Origin of the sequence: Sphingopyxis sp. JAI108 (genome assembly GCF_013410105.1) — a bacterium.
GTDB lineage: Bacteria > Pseudomonadota > Alphaproteobacteria > Sphingomonadales > Sphingomonadaceae > Sphingopyxis > Sphingopyxis chilensis.
The window spans coordinates 888723-906253 of record NZ_JACCCJ010000001.1 but is presented as its reverse complement, the minus strand read 5'-3'; the positions used below and the strand labels follow the sequence as shown (position 1 = coordinate 906253).

19 protein-coding genes and 1 riboswitch are annotated in these 17531 nt (G+C 64.6%); of the genes, 9 read left to right on the top strand and 10 right to left on the bottom strand.

Features of this window, described 5'->3' with window-relative positions:
* The first annotated feature begins 37 nt into the window (after nt 1-37).
* The 3 genes from HDC29_RS04360 to HDC29_RS04350 all read left to right on the top strand — a co-directional run bounded on the left by HDC29_RS04360 (nt 38) and on the right by HDC29_RS04350 (nt 1642).
* Nucleotides 38-589, top strand: coding sequence for a TspO/MBR family protein (locus tag HDC29_RS04360; RefSeq protein ID WP_179494767.1), 552 nt, complete (start codon nt 38-40; stop codon nt 587-589).
* Between the two features lie 47 nt (nt 590-636).
* On the top strand, nt 637-975 hold the full coding sequence (locus HDC29_RS04355; protein ID WP_179494765.1) for an accessory factor UbiK family protein: 339 nt from the start codon (nt 637-639) through the stop codon (nt 973-975).
* Between the two features lie 160 nt (nt 976-1135).
* Complete coding sequence (locus HDC29_RS04350; protein ID WP_179494763.1) at nt 1136-1642, top strand: YbjN domain-containing protein; 507 nt, start codon at nt 1136-1138, stop codon at nt 1640-1642.
* Between the two features lie 3 nt (nt 1643-1645).
* Here HDC29_RS04350 and HDC29_RS04345 read toward each other — a convergent pair whose 3' ends face one another.
* From HDC29_RS04345 to HDC29_RS04325, 5 genes are all read right to left on the bottom strand, one after another.
* The gene (locus HDC29_RS04345) at nt 1646-2599 is read right to left on the bottom strand and encodes a right-handed parallel beta-helix repeat-containing protein (RefSeq protein ID WP_179494761.1); all 954 of its coding nucleotides are present in this window, start codon (nt 2597-2599) and stop codon (nt 1646-1648) included.
* A gap of 94 nt (nt 2600-2693) precedes the next feature.
* Entirely contained in the window at nt 2694-5369 is a 2676-nt protein-coding gene (gene metH / locus HDC29_RS04340; RefSeq protein WP_257018028.1) for a methionine synthase, read from the bottom strand.
* A gap of 69 nt (nt 5370-5438) precedes the next feature.
* Nucleotides 5439-6488: a homocysteine S-methyltransferase family protein gene (locus tag HDC29_RS04335; RefSeq protein ID WP_179494757.1), complete on the bottom strand. Its 1050-nt coding sequence runs from the start codon at nt 6486-6488 to the stop codon at nt 5439-5441.
* Nucleotides 6485-7423 (bottom strand): methylenetetrahydrofolate reductase, encoded by a 939-nt coding sequence (gene metF / locus HDC29_RS04330; RefSeq protein WP_179494750.1) that lies wholly within the window; start codon nt 7421-7423, stop codon nt 6485-6487. Before metF ends, HDC29_RS04335 begins: the two co-directional genes overlap by 4 nt.
* On the bottom strand, nt 7420-8406 hold the full coding sequence (locus tag HDC29_RS04325) for a metalloregulator ArsR/SmtB family transcription factor (RefSeq protein WP_179494741.1): 987 nt from the start codon (nt 8404-8406) through the stop codon (nt 7420-7422). Before HDC29_RS04325 ends, metF begins: the two co-directional genes overlap by 4 nt.
* Before the next feature lie 231 nt (nt 8407-8637).
* Here HDC29_RS04325 and HDC29_RS04320 point away from each other — a divergent pair, with 231 nt between their 5' ends.
* The 4 genes from HDC29_RS04320 (at nt 8638) to HDC29_RS04305 (ending at nt 10565) form a co-directional block, all read left to right on the top strand.
* Nucleotides 8638-8970: a hypothetical protein gene (locus HDC29_RS04320; RefSeq protein WP_179494739.1), complete on the top strand. Its 333-nt coding sequence runs from the start codon at nt 8638-8640 to the stop codon at nt 8968-8970.
* A 168-nt stretch (nt 8971-9138) separates the two neighbouring features.
* Nucleotides 9139-9468 (top strand): entericidin EcnAB, encoded by a 330-nt coding sequence (locus HDC29_RS04315; RefSeq protein ID WP_179494737.1) that lies wholly within the window; start codon nt 9139-9141, stop codon nt 9466-9468.
* 89 nt (nt 9469-9557) lie between these two features.
* Nucleotides 9558-9746, top strand: coding sequence for a hypothetical protein (locus HDC29_RS04310; protein ID WP_257018026.1), 189 nt, complete (start codon nt 9558-9560; stop codon nt 9744-9746).
* A gap of 32 nt (nt 9747-9778) precedes the next feature.
* Nucleotides 9779-9859: riboswitch (ZMP/ZTP riboswitch) on the top strand.
* Nucleotides 9860-9878: 19 nt separating this feature from the next.
* Entirely contained in the window at nt 9879-10565 is a 687-nt protein-coding gene (locus HDC29_RS04305) for a DJ-1/PfpI family protein (protein WP_179494733.1), read from the top strand.
* Here the strand turns inward: HDC29_RS04305 and HDC29_RS04300 are convergent.
* The 5 genes from HDC29_RS04300 to HDC29_RS04280 form a co-directional block, all read right to left on the bottom strand.
* Nucleotides 10562-11311 carry a glutaminyl-peptide cyclotransferase gene (locus HDC29_RS04300; RefSeq protein ID WP_179494731.1) on the bottom strand — a complete coding sequence of 250 codons (750 nt, stop codon included), beginning with the start codon at nt 11309-11311 and terminating at the stop codon, nt 10562-10564. The genes HDC29_RS04305 and HDC29_RS04300 overlap by 4 nt on opposite strands.
* Nucleotides 11312-11542: 231 nt before the next feature.
* Nucleotides 11543-13186, bottom strand: coding sequence for a chaperonin GroEL (gene groL, locus HDC29_RS04295; protein ID WP_179494729.1), 1644 nt, complete (start codon nt 13184-13186; stop codon nt 11543-11545).
* Nucleotides 13187-13249: 63 nt separating this feature from the next.
* Complete coding sequence (gene groES, locus HDC29_RS04290; RefSeq protein WP_179494727.1) at nt 13250-13537, bottom strand: co-chaperone GroES; 288 nt, start codon at nt 13535-13537, stop codon at nt 13250-13252.
* A 204-nt stretch (nt 13538-13741) separates the two neighbouring features.
* Complete coding sequence (locus tag HDC29_RS04285) at nt 13742-15130, bottom strand: MATE family efflux transporter (protein ID WP_306455560.1); 1389 nt, start codon at nt 15128-15130, stop codon at nt 13742-13744.
* Nucleotides 15131-15259: 129 nt separating this feature from the next.
* Nucleotides 15260-15820: a Pycsar system effector family protein gene (locus tag HDC29_RS04280; protein WP_179494723.1), complete on the bottom strand. Its 561-nt coding sequence runs from the start codon at nt 15818-15820 to the stop codon at nt 15260-15262.
* 151 nt (nt 15821-15971) lie between these two features.
* On the opposite strand from HDC29_RS04280, the gene HDC29_RS04275 reads away from it, so the two are divergent.
* On the top strand, nt 15972-16208 hold the full coding sequence (locus HDC29_RS04275) for an acyl carrier protein (protein ID WP_179494721.1): 237 nt from the start codon (nt 15972-15974) through the stop codon (nt 16206-16208).
* A 94-nt stretch (nt 16209-16302) separates the two neighbouring features.
* Nucleotides 16303-17505, top strand: coding sequence for an aminotransferase class I/II-fold pyridoxal phosphate-dependent enzyme (locus HDC29_RS04270; protein WP_179494719.1), 1203 nt, complete (start codon nt 16303-16305; stop codon nt 17503-17505).
* The last annotated feature ends 26 nt before the right edge of the window (nt 17506-17531 follow it).

The window sequence follows — 17531 nt, the reverse complement described above, 5'->3', positions numbered from 1 at the left end:
AAATGCAACGGATTCGCATTTGGGGGATATTGCGGACATGACCGAAATCGCGACACAGGGCCAGCTTCGCATGTCCTATCTGCGCTGGGCGCTCGTCACCGTTCCGGCAATCGTGCTGATCGGCAGCCTGATGGGACTTTTGTCGAACAGCGGCTATGACAATCGCTGGTTCGCGTCGCTCGACCTTCCGCCGATCACGCCGCCGGGCTGGGTGTTCGCCACCGTCTGGCCGGTCCTCTATATCATGCTGGGCCTTTCGCTCGCGATGATCCTGCATGCGCGCGGCGCAAAAGGGCGCGGCTTCGCGTTGCTGCTCTTCTTCGTCCAGCTGGTCGCCAATTTCGCCTGGTCGCCGCTTTTCTTCGGCCAGCATCAGGTGACGACCGCGCTTTACCTGATCATCTTCATCCTGATGGTCACCATCGCGACCGCCTTCGCCTTCGCGCCGATCCGCAAGGCCGCGGCGTGGCTGCTCGTCCCCTATATGATGTGGCTCAGCTTTGCCGCGATCCTCAATTTCCAGATCGATCAGCGCAATCCCGATGCCGAAACCCTTGTCCCCGCCGCCGCCAGCACCCAGATAAGGTGAAGGCGCAAGGGACAACTGGGGATAGCCCCGACGAAGGAATATCAGACATGCAGAGCGAAAACCGCTTTTTCGATGACCTCGCCAAGATGGTGAACGGCATCGCCGGGACCGTCGCCGGCGCCGGACGCGAAGCCGAAGCCGCGATGCGCGACCGCGCGAAGGAATTCGTCGGCCGCATGGATTTCGTCAGCCGCGAGGAATTCGAGGCGGTGAAGAAAATGGCCGCTACCGCGCGCGCCGAGGCCGAAGCGTTGAAGGCACGGCTCGACAAGCTCGAAGGCGCCGGCAAGGCCGCTGCGGCTGCAAAAGCCCCGGCAGCGAAGCCCGCCGCCAAAGCCGCGGCGAAACCCGCGGCACGCAGCGCCAAGGCCGCGCCCAAAAAATGACCGTCACCCCGGCGAAAGCCGGGGTTCCGGCCTCGCGTTTCGATTATGCCGGCGCGATCCTGTTCAGACACGCGCCTCTGAACCCCCGTCGCCGGGATGACGATCGGCCACGCGACCTGCAGACTCGCAACCTCGCCCAAGAACGGCTAGGGGAGCGCGCATGAGTGACGATCTTTACGACGACGATGACGGCCAGGATGCGGCGCCGATGGAAATGCTGGCGTCCTATTTCGCCGCGCACGACTGGTCGCACGAGATGGTCGGCGAGGACGAGATCGTCGCGACCGCGCAGGGCAGCTGGACGACCTATGAACTGCGCGCGGTGTGGCGCCCCGAAGACGGCGTGATCCAGCTCCTCGCCTTTCCCGACATCCGCGTCGTCGAGGACAAGCGCGCGGTCGCGCACGAGGCGCTCGCGCTGATCAACGAACAGCTTTGGCTCGGCCATTTCGAGCTGTGGTCGAACAGCGGCACGATCCTCTTCCGCCACGGGATGCTCGTCGGTGCGGATGCGGGGCTGTCGCTCGACCTGACCGAAACGCTGATCGAAAGCGCGATCGACGAATGCGAGCGCTTTTACCCCGTGTTCCAGTTCGTGCTGTGGGGCGGCAAGACGCCCGCAGAGGCGCTCGCCGCCTCGCTCATCGAAACGCGCGGCGAGGCCTAGGCCTTACCGCTTCTCGAACTTCGTCAGTCCCGCCCCCAATTCATTCGCCCCGATCTCCAGCGCCTCGCCGCTCCAGTCGGCGACGAACACCGACCGGCGATCCATGCCCGCCGGCAGGCTCGCCCGATTGCCCTCGACAATCAGGCCGCGCGACGGATTCTTGCGCTCTTCGGCGGCGACGGCGATGAAGGCCGAATAATTTTCCTTGTCGCGGCCCTGCACCAGCAGATTGTTCGAAATCCGTCCGACCGAACCCGAAGGCAGGTCGATCATATAATTGGTCGCCTTCCCCTGCGTATCGTCGAAGCTGTTGTCGTTGATATCGACCGCGATCGCGCGCGTTTTCAGATAGTGGCCGCCGCTGCCTTTTTCGAAACGCGAGCGGGTGACGGTGACGCGGCCGTAGATGCCGGTGTAGACGCTGTGCGCGCAGCTCAAACCCCGGTCGCAGCGGCCGAGGCGCGAAAAGGTCGAACGGTCGATCGTCAGCGTCGCCTCTGGATCGTCGGCGGTGAGAATGCCTTCCTCGCTGCCCCGAAACATCGCGTTCACGACGTCGAGATCGCTCGTCTCGAGCCGGATGCCCGCGCCATTCCCGTCGGGAACGCGCATATTCTGAAAGACGATGCCGTCCACGCGCGCACCATCGCCGCGCAGAACGAGCGCCGCCTTGCCTTCGCACGTCACGCCGTCGAAGATGGCACGACCCGGCTCGGCGGCCACGAAGGCGATGCGTCCCGCGGTCTGCACCGCGCAGTCGCGGTGATAGCCGGGGGCGATGCGGATCGTCCCCTCGCCCTCGCCGATCGCATCGACGGCGTCCTGCAAGCGCGAAAAGCCCCGGCCGTCGACGCTGTAGGGGGCGCCGCCCGTCTGGGCCGGAAGCGGAACCGGCGCCAGCAGCAACGGAAGGGCGAGCAGCGGCAACAGGGGCCGGCGCGGGATGGACGTGAACATGCGCAGCCGCATAGCGGGTTTCGCGGGCCCAGTCGCCCGCGAAGCTGGTTAACCGCGCGCCTGTCCCCTTATCGGACAGCCGCCACCACGGCCGTTAATCGAGGTTGGGCCGCAGCCAGCGCGTCGCGGTTTCCATATCGACACCGCGCCGCGCCGCATAATCTTCGAGCTGGTCGCTGCCGATCCGCGCGACCCCGAAATACTGGCTTTCGGGATGCCCGAAATAGAAGCCGCTGACCGCCGCCGTCGGCAGCATCGCAAAGCTTTCGGTGAGTATCAGCCCGGCATTGTCGCCCGCCGCGAGCAGGTCGAAGAGGATCGGTTTCAGGCTGTGATCGGGACAGGCGGGATAGCCCGGGGCCGGACGGATACCGCGATATTCTTCCTTGATCAGCGCCTCGTTGGTCAGCTGCTCGCCGGGCGCATAGCCCCACAGGGTCGTGCGGACATGCTGGTGCAGCCGTTCGGCGAAGGCCTCGGCGAAACGGTCGGCCAGCGCCTTCAGCAGGATGTCCGAATAATCGTCCTTGTCGGCGCGGAAGCGCTCCGAATGCGGTTCGATGCCGTGGATGCCGACCGCGAAGCCGCCGATCCAGTCGCCCGCGGGATCGATGAAATCGGCGAGGCACATATTGGCGCGGTCGCGGCTCTTCTTGATCTGCTGGCGCAGGAAGGGAAGCGTCACATGCCGTTCCTCCTCGGCGAGGTGGATGGTGACGCTGTCGCCATCGCGCGCGCAGGGCCAGAAAGCGCAAACGCCGCGCGCGGTCAGCCATTTTTCGGCGATTAGCCGGTCGAGCATCGCATCGGCGTCGGCCTTCAATGCCTGTGCCGTCTCGCCGACGACATCGTCGTCCATGATCGACGGCCAGGTGCCATGCAGTTCCCACGCGCGGAAAAAGGGCGTCCAGTCGATACATTCGCGCAAATCTTCCAGCGACCAGTCGTCAAAGCGATGGAGACCGGGCTGGAGCGGCGGTGCGGGTTTGTCGCTGAGATAGGCGTCGTAATAATTGGCGCGCGCCTCTTCGATGCCGAGCAGCACGCTTTGCCCCTTGCCCGCGCGCACATCGCGGACATGGGCGTAATCATCCTTATAGCCCTGCACATAGGCATCGCGCCCGGTGTCGCTGACCAGCGCGGTCGCGACGCCGACCGCACGGCTCGCGTCGAGGACGTGGAGCACCGGCCCCTGATAAGCGGGGTCGATGCGGAGCGCGGTATGCACCTTCGACGTCGTCGCGCCGCCGATGAGGAGCGGCATCGTCATCCCCGCCCGCTGCATTTCCTCGGCGACGGTCACCATCTCGTCGAGCGAGGGGGTGATGAGGCCGCTGAGGCCGATCATGTCGGCGTCATTCTCGTTCGCCGCCTCGAGGATCTTCGACCACGGCACCATCACGCCCAGGTCGACGATTTCGAAGCCGTTGCACTGGAGCACGACGCCGACGATATTCTTGCCGATGTCGTGGACGTCGCCCTTGACCGTCGCCATCACGACCTTGCCCTTGCCCTTCGCGCCCGGTTCCTTCGATGCCTCGATAAAGGGCAGCAAGTGCGCCACCGCCTTCTTCATCACGCGTGCCGATTTGACGACTTGCGGCAGGAACATCTTGCCCGATCCGAACAGGTCGCCAACAACGTTCATCCCGTCCATCAGCGGCCCTTCGATCACCTCGATCGGGCGCGGCATCAACAGGCGCATTTCTTCGGTGTCGTCGACGACATAGGCGTCGATGCCCTTGACCAGCGCATGTTCGAGCCGCTTTTCGACCGCCCAGCCGCGCCATTCCTCGGCCGCCTTTTCCTGCGCGGCGTTCGTTCCCTTGTAACGTTCGGCGAGCGCGATCAGCCGCTCGGTCGGGCTCAGCTCTTCACCGTCCACCTTGCGGTTGAGGATGACATCCTCGCATGCGGTCCTGAGTTCGGGGTCGATCGTATCATAAACGTCGAGCTGCCCGGCGTTGACGATCGCCATGTCGAGCCCGGCAGGGATCGCATGATAGAGGAAGACGCTGTGCATCGCGCGGCGCACCGTCTCGTTGCCGCGAAATCCGAACGACAGGTTCGAGAGCCCACCCGAAAAATGCGCGTGCGGGCAGCGGACGCGGATGTCCTTCACCGCCTCGATGAAATCGACGGCATAATTGTCATGCTCTTCCAGCCCCGTCGCGACCGCGAAGATATTGGGGTCGAAGATGATGTCCTCGGGCGGGAAGCCGATGGTCATGAGCAGCTTGTAGGCGCGCTCGCAAATCTCGATCTTGCGCTCTTTGGTGTCGGCCTGCCCGACCTCGTCGAACGCCATCACGACGACCGCGGCGCCATAGGCCATGCACTTCTTCGCATGATCGAGGAATTGCTCCTCGCCTTCCTTCATGCTGATCGAATTGACGATCGGCTTGCCGGGCACGCATTTCAGGCCCGCCTCGATCACGCTCCATTTCGAGCTGTCGATCATCACCGGAATCCGCGCGATGTCGGGTTCGGCGGCGATGAGCTTCAGGAAGGTCGTCATCGCATATTCGGCGTCGAGCAGGCCTTCGTCCATGTTGACGTCGATGACCTGCGCGCCATTCTCGACCTGCTGGCGCGCGACCTCGACCGCCGCGGCATAGTCGTCAGCCATGATCAGTTTCTTGAACGCAGCGGAGCCTGTAACGTTGGTGCGCTCGCCGATATTGACGAAGCTGGAGGAAGCGGCGGTGGTCATGCTTTTTTCTTTTTCCGTTAGGGCTGAGCTTGTCGAAGCCCTGTCCTTCTTATCCAACGCTCGCCCGAAGAAAGGACGGCCCTTCGACAAGCTCAGGGCGAGCGGGGTTCTATCTCCAGAGCGAGATCAGGCCGCCATCGTGAAAGGCTCGAGCCCTGCCAGCCGCGTGCGCACCGGCACCTCGGGAATCTGCCGCGCCGGCAGCCCCTGAACCGCCTTCGCCATCGCCGCGATATGCGCGGGCGTCGAGCCACAGCAGCCGCCGAGGATGTTGACCTGGCCATGCTCGGCCCATTCGCGGACAAGTTCCGCCGTCGTGTCAGGCATCTCGTCATACTCGCCGAGTTCGTTCGGCAGGCCCGCGTTGGGGTAAACCATCACCAGCGCATCGGCGATTTCGGACAAAACCTTTACGTGCGGACGTAGCTGCGACGCGCCGAACGAGCAGTTCAGCCCGATCGTCAGCGGCTTCGCATGGCGCACGGCGTACCAGAAGGCCTCGACCGTATGCCCCGACAGGTTGCGACCCGACAGGTCGGTCAGCGTCATCGAGATCATCAGCGGCAGTTCGCGCCCGACCTTCGCCTCGGCTTCGAGCGTCGCCGCGATGCCCGCCTTGGCATTGAGCGTATCGAAGATCGTCTCGATCAGGATGAAGTCGGCGCCGCCCTCGGCGAGCGCGACGACCTGTTCCAGATAGACGTCCTTCAGTTCGTCGAAATCGATCTCGCGATAGCCGGGGTTGTTGACGTCGGGCGAGAGCGACAGCGTCTTGTTCGTCGGCCCGACCGCGCCCGCGACGAAGCGCCGGCGGCCATCGAGCGCCTCATATTTTTCCGCCGTCTCGCGGCCCAGCCGCGCGCTTTCCCGATTGATTTCGGCGACGAGCGCCTCGGCGCCATAATCCGCCTGGCTGATCCGGTTCGCGCTGAAGGTATTGGTCGAGACGATGTCCGACCCCGCCGCCAGATAGGCCTCGCCGATCGCCGTCACGACGTCGGGCCGCGTCAGCGCAAGGATGTCGTTGTTGCCCTTCTGGTCGTGGCCGAGGCCCAGCGAGCCGGCATAGTCGGCTTCGGCCAGCTTGCGGAGCTGGATCTGCGTGCCCCAGCCGCCATCGGTCAGCAGGATGCGTTCCTTCGCCGCCGCCTGCAATGCTTCGCGTGCGCTGCTCATGCTGCCTGGTCCTTTGCGGTCGATACCGGCCGCAATCCAAGCAAATGGCAAATAGCATAGCTGAGTTCAGCGCGGTTGAGGGTATAGAAATGGAAATCGCGCACGCCGCCCGCGTAGAGGCGGCGGCACATTTCGGCGGCGATCGTCGCCGCCACCAGCTGGCGCGCGGCGGGGTGATCGTCGAGCCCTTCGAACAGCGACACCATCCACGCCGGGATCGCGGTGCCGCACATATCGGCCATACGCCGCGTCTGCGACACGTTCGACACGGGAAGGATGCCGGGAATGATCGGCGCGTCGATGCCGGCAGCGGCGGCGGCATCGCGAAAACGCAGAAAGCTGTCGGGCGAAAAGAAGAATTGCGTGATCGCCCGCGTCGCGCCCGCGTCGAGCTTTCGCTTCAGATTGTCGAGATCGGCCTGCGGGCAATCGGCGTCGGGATGCGTTTCGGGATAGGCGGCGACCGAAATGTCGAACGGCGCGATCGCCTTCAGCCCCGCGACCAGTTCGATCGCATTGGCGTAGCCGTCGGGGTGCGGCCGATAGGGCTCACCGCCGGGGACGTCACCGCGCAGCGCGACGATATGCCGCACGCCCGCCTCCCAATAAGCGCGCGCGACCTCATCGATCTCGGCGCGCGACGCCTCGACGCAGGTCAGGTGCGCGGCGGGCGGCACGGCGCTTTCGGCGGCGATGCGCGCGACGGTCGCGTGGGTGCGCTCGCGCGTCGACCCGCCCGCGCCATAGGTCACCGATACGAAGCTGGGCGCCAGCGGCTCGAGCGCGCGGAACGTGTCCCACAGCTGCGCTTCCATCTTTTCGGTCTTCGGCGGGAAAAATTCGAAGCTGACGCCGATATCGCCGTCGAGATTGGCGAACAGCGGGGAGGCCGCGGCGCGGCGCGCCTCCGCCAGCGAGTTGAGGTTCGACGTCATGCCGCCAGCCTTTTGCCTTGCCCGCCCTCGGCGACGGGGGGTTGATCTTCATCGCTGCGACGGCGGCCGAGCCACAGCTTTACGGTCAGCTCCCCGCCTTCGAGCGTCTGCGTGGTTTCGAGCAGCAGGCCCGCCGATGCGAACCATCCGCGGATCTGCGCATCCGAAAATCCGAGACGCGCGTGCGCCGCAAGCGCGCGCAATTCCTCATCCTCATGCGGCGCGAAATCGACGACGAGCAGATGGCCGCCGCCGCGCAGCACGCGGCTCGCCTCGGCGATCACGCGGTCGGGCTCGTGCGCGAAATGGAGCGCCTGATGGATGACGATGCTGTCGATGCTGGCATCGGCGACCGGCAGGTCCAGAAAGTCGCCCTGCATCAGATCGACGGGCACCGGCTGCCGTTCCAGCTTCGTGCGCGCGATCCGCAACATTTCGGGGCTGCGATCAAGCGCGGTGATCCGGCGCGCGGTCGGTGCGAAAATCTCCGCCATCCGGCCGGTGCCGGTGCCGATGTCGAGCAAATGCCCCAGCCGGCGATTATGCATCATCGCCAGCATCGCCGCTTCGACCTCGCTCTCGGCGATATGGCGCGACCGGATCGCATCCCATTCGGCGGCATGTTCGGCAAAATATCGCGCTGCCGCCGCGGCGCGCTCGTCGCGCACCGCCGCCAGCCGCCGCGCATCATGCGCGATGACGCGCGTTTCGCGCGCCGAGAAGGGCCATTTCTCGGCCTGACCGATAATTTCGGCGACCGGTCCTTCGGCGGCAATGCGCAGGAAAACCCAGCTTCCCTCGCGCCGCCGCTCGACGATCCCGGCCTCGACGAGGATACGGACATGGCGCGACACACGCGGCTGGCTCTGGTCGAGCACAATCGCAAGTTCGCCGATCGCAAGCTCCATCTCGCGCAGCAGCGCGACGACTCGCAATCGCGTCGGATCCGCGAGAGCGCGGAAAATTTCGATAAGCTCGCTCACGGACATACATATAAAGCTTTCTTTATATCCGGTCAACCAAGCGTCACGCCGCAATTTCCGCGGCGCGCGTTGCTCTCGTCGGCGGATTGCGGCGAAACACGGCGGCTATCTTCAAAAGGACGGTTGCACGCGATTTGGCGAGTGGGTAATTCTGCGCGCGATTGGCAATGTTCGGGATCGATCAGTTCCTGTGCCGGTCGATCAGTCCAAATTTGAGAGGGGTATTCCCACATGAAGAAATCGATCACTCTGTCGCTCGTCCTCGCCGCTTCGATGGGCCTCGCTGCTTGCGCCGAAAAGGCTGCCGACGACACGGCGGCCGCGACCGAAGACGCAGCTGCGACCGTCGAAGGCGCTGCTGACGGCGCGATGGAAGCCGCCGAAGGCGCTGCCGACGCGACCGCCGCCGCCGCTGGCGAAGCCGGTGCCGCCGCCGACGCCGCTGGCGATGCCGCCGCTGCCGGCGACGCAGCCACCGCCACCGACAAGGCGGCCGAAGCTGCCGGCGCTGCCCAGGAAGCCGCCGACGCCGCCAAGGGCGCGATGGAAGAAGCCAAGAAGTAAGCTTCTTTCCGGCCTTCGGGCCGAAGGAACAGAAAGGGGTCGACGGTTTGCCGGCGGCCCCTTTCCTTTTGGGACAGCATCTCGCAGCGCGGTTGCCAAGCTCCTGATCCGCCGTTAACTCTCTGCCAATGGCCGGCCGCCCGGTCATTGCATTCGAAAGGAATACCCATGCGCAAGATCATCATCGCCTCGATGGCCGCCGCGGCCTTCAGCCTCGCCGCCTGCTCGGAAAAGACGCAGGACGCCGCCGGCGAAACCGCCGATTCCATGGCTGACGACGCCGCCGCCACCGGCGACGCAATGGCCGAAGGCGCAGCCGATGCTGCGGATGCGACCGCCGCTGCCGCCGACGACGCCGCCGATGCGACCGCCGCCGCCGCCGATGACGCCGGCAACGCCGTCGAAGGCACGGTGAACGCCGCCGGCGACGCTGCCGACAAGGCTGGCGACAAGATCGCCGAAGAAACCAAGAAGGCCGAAGCCAACGACAAGCAATAAGTCGCCGGCACGCCCTTGGGCTGTTAAAGAAGGGCTCCATCCGAAGCGATGGGGCCCTTTTTCATGGGAAGCATATGATAGGAAACGCCTTGCCTGCCGCCGCCCTGCTGACCCTGTTGGTCACGGGGTGCAGCCGCACCGACAATGAACCCGGCCCCGGCGGCGTGACCGTCAGCGAAGCCAAGGCCCTCGACGATGCTGCCGCGATGCTCGAAAGCCGCGACAGCGCCGCACCCGCGGCCGACCCATCGGCCGCAACAAAAGAAACCGCCGAATAGCCTTCCCTCGCCGCCCCGCGGGGATTAGGATGATGCCGTCCCGCGACTGGCGCTGAAGATGGAATTCCATCGGGAAACGGGGCCGATGCGAGCCGCGCGCCTGGGTGATCCACGCCAGCGAAGGACCATCCCATGACCAATACAGCGTCCGGCACGACGACCGCCATCGTCTTCCTGCTCTTTCCGGGCATCACACAACTCGACTTCACCGCGCCCGCGCAGGCGCTGTGCCGAATGCCCGGCGCGGTGCTCGCGGGCGCGGCGGCGCGCCTAGACCCGATAGCGACCGACAGCGGCTTCGCTATCCTGCCGACGCATGACTTCGCGAGCGCGCCGCAAGCCGACATCCTCTGCATTCCCGGCGGGCACGGCGTTGCCGATGCGTTGAACGACCGGGCGACGATCGATTTCATCGCGCAGCAGGCGGCGGGCGCCGCGTGGGTGACGAGCGTGTGTACCGGCGCCTTCCTGCTCGGCCGCGCCGGGTTGCTCGCGGGCAAGCGCGCGACGACGCATTGGGCCTATGCGCATTTGCTGCCGCTCGTCGGGGCAAGCCATGAAAACGCCCGCGTCGTCGAGGACGGAAATATTGTGACCAGCGGCGGCGTGACCTCGGGGCTCGACTTCGCGCTGACGCTGATCGCCCGGCTCAAGGGCGACACGGTCGCACAGGCGATCCAGCTTGCCATCGAATATGACCCCGCCCCGCCCTTCCCCGGCGGCCACCCCGACCGAGCGGCGAAGGCTATCACCGCGGGATTGAAAGAGCATGTCTATGACGCCGCCGCGGCGCGAATGGAGGCGGCGCTCGGCGCCTAGCGGCAGTCGGCGAGCGCGATTTCGTAGAGCGTCGGCCAATATTTTCCGGTAACGAACAGCCGCTTCCCCTCCGCGTCCCACGCGATGCCGTTGAGCACGCTGTCGGTGCCGCTGACCCCCGCGTCGGCCTTGAGCGTCGACAGGTCGATCAGCGACACGACATTGCCGGTCGCAGGATCGATGCGGACGATGAAATCGGTCATCCAGACGTTCGCCCACACCTGACCGTCGATCGTTTCGAGCTCGTTGAGCATCGCGATCGGCCGACCGGCGAAACGGACGGTCACGCGCCGCTGTTCCGCCATCGTTGCCGGATCGAAGAAACGCAGTTCGGGCGTCCCGTCGCTCAGCACCAGGCTGCCTTCGACCATCGTCACGCCCCAGCCCTCGCCCTCATATTGGAAGGTTTCGAGGAGCTTCAAATCCTTGATCGACCAGCGGTTGCCGACGCCGCCCTGCCAGGTGACGCCAATTATCTGGTCGCCCCAGCGGGTGATCCCCTCTCCGAACTGGTCGGCGGGCAGCTTTGACTGCGCCAACGCCTTGCCTGTCTCGAGGTCGAGCCGGGCGACGCGCGACCGGCCATAGTGGCCGGTGGCTTCATAAAGATGCCCCTCGTCCCAGAAGAGGCCCTGGGTGAAGCTGGTCGCATCGTGCGGGAAGGTTTCGACGATGCGGTATCCGCAGCGCTCGATCGGAGGCGGTGCGGGCTCGGCGAGCAGCGCGAAGGCGAGGACGAACATCATCGCCGCCCTAGCTATGCCGCATAGCCTGAACAGGCAATTAGGGAACGGCCGTGCCCCTGCGAAGGCAGGGGCCCATCGCCGACCCAGTCGCCCTCAGCAATCGATAGCTCGGGAATGCGGCGGCAGGAGATAGGCCCCTGCCTTCGCAGGGGCACGTGGACCATAAAAAAGGGCCGGAGGATTTCTCCCCCGGCCCTCTTTTCATTGGCTGAGTGCCGAACGGTTTGGACTTTAGAAGTCCATGCCGCCCATGCCGCCCATGCCGCCGCCGCCCATGGGCATGGCAGGCTTGTCGTCGGGCGTTTCGGCGATGCCGGCTTCGGTGGTGATCAGCAGACCCGCAACCGAGGCAGCGTCCTGAAGCGCGGTGCGGACGACCTTGGTCGGGTCGATGACACCGGCCTTGACCAGGTCTTCATAGACGTCGGTCGAGGCGTTGAAGCCGAAGTTGCTGTCGTTCTGGTCGAACAGCTTGCCCGCGACGACGCCGCCGTCGAAGCCCGCGTTCTCGGCGATCTGGCGAACCGGAGCCTGCAGCGCGCGACGGATGATGTCGATGCCGCGGGTCTGGTCTTCGTTGACGCCCGACATGCCGTCGAGAGCCTTCGTCGCGTACAGAAGCGCGGTACCGCCGCCGGGGACGATGCCTTCTTCAACCGCAGCGCGGGTCGCGTGGAGGGCGTCGTCGACGCGATCCTTGCGTTCCTTCACTTCGACTTCCGAAGCGCCGCCGACCTTGATAACCGCAACGCCGCCGGCGAGCTTCGCCAGGCGTTCCTGCAGCTTTTCCTTGTCGTAATCGCTGGTCGTCGTTTCGATCTGCGCACGGATCTGTTCGACACGGCCCTTGATCGCATCATGGTCGCCAGCACCATCGACGATGGTGGTGTTGTCCTTGTCGATCGTGACGCGCTTGGCCTGGCCGAGCATGTTCAGCGTGACCGACTCGAGCTTGATGCCCAGGTCTTCGCTGATCATTTCGCCCTTGGTCAGGATCGCGATGTCCTGCAGCATCGCCTTGCGGCGATCGCCGAAGCCGGGCGCCTTGACGGCCGCGACCTTGAGGCCGCCGCGCAGGCGGTTGACCACCAGCGTGGCGAGCGCTTCGCCTTCGATGTCCTCGGCGATGATGAGCAGCGGACGGCCCGACTGCACCACGGCTTCGAGGATCGGAAGCATCGACTGGAGGTTCGACAGCTTCTTTTCGAAGATCAGGATGTAGGGGTCCGAAAGCTCGACGAGCATCTTTTCGGGGTTGGTGATGAAATAGGGGCTCAGGTAGCCACGGTCGAACTGCATGCCTTCGACGACATCGAGTTCGAAATCGAGGCCCTTGGCTTCCTCGACGGTGATCACGCCTTCCTTGCCGACCTTGTCCATCGCTTCGGCGATCTTTTCGCCGACTTCCTTGTCGCCATTGGCCGAAATGATGCCGACCTGGGCGATTTCAGCGGTGCCCGAAACGGGCTTCGACTGCGCCTTGATCGTTTCGACGACCTTGGTGACCGCGAGGTCGATGCCGCGCTTCAGGTCCATCGGGTTCATGCCGGCGGCAACCGACTTCATGCCTTCGCGGACGATCGCCTGAGCGAGCACGGTCGCGGTGGTGGTGCCGTCGCCGGCCTTGTCGTTCGCCTTCGATGCGACTTCGCGCAGCATCTGGGCGCCCATGTTTTCGAACTTGTCCTTGAGTTCGATTTCCTTGGCGACGGTGACGCCGTCCTTGGTGATGCGGGGCGCGCCGAAGCTCTTGTCGATCACGACATTGCGGCCCTTGGGACCGAGGGTCACCTTCACCGCGTCGGCGAGGGTGTCGACACCCTTCAGGATGCGTTCGCGCGCGTCGCGCGAGAATTTGACGTCTTTAGCAGCCATGTGCTTGTTCCTTTCAAAGGCGCAGAAAACTGCGCAACTTCACTTTCGATTCGATGAAATCGCTCAGGCGAGAACGCCGAGGATGTCCGATTCCTTCATGATCAGCAGCTCTTCGCCGTCGACCTTGACCTCGGTGCCCGACCATTTGCCGAACAGGATGCGGTCGCCGGCCTTCACGTCGAGCGGGGTGACCTTGCCGTCATCGGCGCGGGTACCGGTGCCGACCGAGACGACTTCGCCTTCCTGCGGCTTTTCCTTGGCGGTGTCGGGAATGATGATGCCGCCGGCCGTCTTTTCTTCGGCTTCGATACGGCGGACGAGCACGCGGTCGTGCAGCGGACGAAATTGCATGGATATCCCTCCAGAATTGCAATGGATGTCGCTTAGCACTCACAGGGCGCGAGTGCTAACAGCCGGCATATGGGCGGGGCATATGGCAGGGTCAAGGCAGCGGCGGGAAAAAAATCGATGCCGCGTTGTCGCTTTCAGATGGGACGCGAAATCCGGGCTTCAAGGGCAAGCGCGTCCGGTCCGCGATGCAGCGGCCCATATTGTTCAGCGGACCGCCGTTGCCGGCAACAGCCGCAACCGTTCGCGCTGCATCCAGCGCGACAGCATCAGCACCGCGACGATGCTGAGCCCGGTGGCGAGCCCGGTCCAGATTCCGACCCCGCCCCAGTCACGCTCGAACGCCAGCCAGGCGCCCACACCGATGCCGATCACCCAGTAACCGAACAGCGCGAACAGCATCGGGACGAAAGTGTCGTGCAAACCGCGCAACATGCCCTGCGCGACGACCTGCGCCCCGTCGGCGACCTGGAACAGCGCCGCGATGATCAGGAAGCTGACGGCCAGTTCGGCGACCTCGGCATTGGCGGGATTGGCTCGATCGATGAACAGGCCGGCAAGCGTGCCGGGGATCGCGAGCATGATCAGCGCCATCGCCGCCATGAACCCGGTGCCCATGATAAAGCTGGTCCAGCCGGCGCGGCGGACATGCGCTGCGTCGCCGCGGCCATAGCCGATGCCGACGCGGACCGTTGCCGCCTGCGCCAATCCCATAGGGACCATGAAGGTCAGCGATGCCAGTTGCAGCGCGACTGCATGCGCCGCGACCGCCGCCGTCGAAATCCAGCCCATCAGCATGACAGCCGCAGAGAAGACCCCGGCCTCGAAGGCGTGGCTGATCGCGATCGGCGTGCCGATACGTGTCATTTCGGCAAAGCGCGGCCAGTCGCTGCGCCACCAACGGCCGAGCAGGTGATAGCGGCGAAAACGCCGCTCTCGATACACGACCGCGATCATCAGCGCGAGCATGACCATATTCGTGAGCACGCTGCCGACCCCGGCGCCGACGATGCCGAGCGCCGGCATGCCGAACTTGCCGAAGATCAGGGCATAGTTGAAGACGATATTGCCGAGCACGCCGACAACCCCGACGACGAGCGACCACATCGGCCGTTCGAGCGCAGCGAGAAAGTTGCGGAACGCCAGCGTTGCGAGGAACAGCGGGATCGACCACATGTAGATGCGGACATATTCCTGCGCGAGCGCGGAGAGTGTGGCATTCTGCCCCAGCAGCAGCAATATGGCGCCGGTGTTCCAGAGGATCAGCAGCATCGGCACCGACAGCAGCGCCACGAGCCAAAGCGTCTGGCGAAAGGTCCGGCGGATATCGCGCACCGAATGCGCCCGGCGCCCGATCTCGCTCGCCATCAGCGGCGACGCGCCGGCCACCAGCCCCATGCCGAAAATGGCGAGCAGCATCGACAGGTTGAACCCGAGCGAGGCAGCCGCCAGCTCGGTCGGCCCCAGCCAGCCGACCATCAGTACGTCGGTGGCACCGATGAGCGACATGGTCAGATTGGTGAGGACGAGCGGCCAGGCGAGCGCCAGCGTCGCGCGAAATTCGGCGCGAAAGCCCCGCGAACGATCCGCGGCCAAAGGGGTGGCTTGCTGAAGCATAGCCGGCCCGGATAGGCGCAGGGATATAGGCGTTCAATACCGGATGATTTTTAGCGGATCATTTATTCGGTCGGGGTGGCAGAAAGGCAACAGCGATGATCTCTATGTTCACCCACCCCACATCGTCGCCATCTCGACCCCGAAGGCGACAAAGGTCAACGTCAACCCCGCGACGAACAGCCGGTAGGCATAGGCGAGATAGCGATATTTGCGCCGCGCGAGGACAATGCCGTTCTGATAGGTATCGCGCAGCATCGTCTCGTAAATGTCTTCCTCGCTGCGCAGCCGCGACTTCACCGCCGCGATATAGTCATCCTCATCCATCTGCGAAAAGCGGCCGAAGAAGAGGATGTTGCTATGGTCCTTGCCGTCCTTGTAGACGACCGGCGGCGCTTTTCCCACGCGCGGCAGCACCGCCGAAACGGCGAGCAGCGCCGACAGGAAGGAAAAGGTCGCGAGGATGGTCAGCGGCATCGCGAGCGCGCCCGCCCCGGCGCGCGCCTGCCCGATGGCGAGCGTGAAAACGACAAATGTCGCGCCCATCAGGATCGATGCCTTCTGGTCGGCCATCTGCGACAATTGCATCGTGATCTGCTGCGTCGTGCGCACCAGATGCACGGCGTTGGGCGGAAAGGCCGCGCCCGGTGCTGGCTTCGGATCGTCTGGCATCGGCCTGTCCCTCGTCTTCGACCCGCCACAGCGATGGCACGCCGCGCGTTTCTCGGCAAGATGCTGCCCTGTTCCCGCCGCATTCGCTTGCCAATCGCACATCATCGCGGCATGCCCGCGCGCATTCTTATTCCTGTATGGGACGCATAAAATGAGCACCGCCCTCACCGACCAGATTTTCGGCCTGATCGAACCGTTCAACAAGAAGGGCGTCGAACTGACCGACGCGACCACCTTTGCCGGCGACCTCGAATGGGACAGCCTGACCGTGATGGATTTCGTTGCCGAAGTCGAGGACACGTTTGACATCATCATCAGCATGAACATGCAGGCCGAGATCGAAAATGTCGGCCAGCTGGTCGCCGCGGTCGAGAAGCTGAAGGCCTGACCGGGCGTGTTCCCCGGCGAAAGCCGGGGTCTATCGCGGCGTAGCGCAACCTATCTGGACCCCGGCTTTCGCCGGGGCGCACGGAAGAACCCGAATGACCGACCTCTTCTCCAAATTCGACCCGCTGATCCAGCAGCGCGAGGCATTGCTCGCGACGGGCGTCACCGACCCCTTCAGCCTCGTGATGGAAAAGGTGGTCTCGCCGACCGTCGCGATCTGCAACGGGCGCGAGACGATCCTGCTCGGCACCTATAATTATATGGGCATGACCTTCGACGAGGATGTCATCGCCGCGGGCAAGGACGCGCTCGACAAGTTCGGCAGCGGCACTACCGGCAGCCGCGTCCTCAACGGCACCTATCAGGGCCACAAGGAGTGCGAAGAGGCGCTGAAAGAGTTTTACGCCATGGATCATGCCATGGTGTTTTCGACCGGCTATCAGGCGAACCTCGGCATCATTTCGACGATCGCGGGCAAAGGCGACTATGTCATCCTCGACATCGACAGCCATGCCTCGATCTATGACGGGTGCAAGATGGGCGACGCCGAAATCGTCGCCTTCCGCCACAATGATATCGAGGCCCTCGAAAAGCGGCTGAAGCGCCTGCCCGCAGAAGCCGGCAAGCTTGTCGTGCTCGAGGGCGTCTATTCGATGCTCGGCGATATCGCGCCGCTGAAGGAAATGGTCCGTGTGGCCAAGGAAAATGGCGCGATGGTACTGGTCGACGAGGCGCACTCGATGGGCTTCATCGGCGAACATGGCCGCGGCGTTGCCGAGGCGCAGGGCGTGATCGACGACGTCGACTTCATCATCGGCACCTTTTCGAAGAGCGTCGGCACCGTCGGCGGCTTCTGCGTGTCGAACCATCCGAAGTTCGAGATCATGCGGCTCGTCTGCCGCCCCTACGTCTTCACCGCCTCGCTGCCCCCCAGCGTCGTTGCGACCGCGGCGACGAGCATTCGCAAGCTGATGCACGGATCGAACAAGCGCGCGCATCTGTGGGAAAATTCGAAGACGCTGCACAAGGGCCTCAGGGACCTGGGCTTCACGCTCGGCACCGAAGAACCGCAGTCGGCGATCATCGCGGTCATCATGCCCGACCTCGAAAAGGGCGCGATGATGTGGGAAGCGCTGCTCGAAGAGGGGCTGTATGTGAACCTCGCGCGCCCGCCGGCGACCCCCGCCGGCATGACATTGCTGCGCTGTTCGCTGTGCGCCGAACATTCGAGCGAGCAGGTCGGCGAGATCCTTGGCCGCTTCGAGCGCGCGGGCAAGCGCGTCGGCATTATCGGCTGAAGCGAGCCGGCGCGGCGACCAGCGGA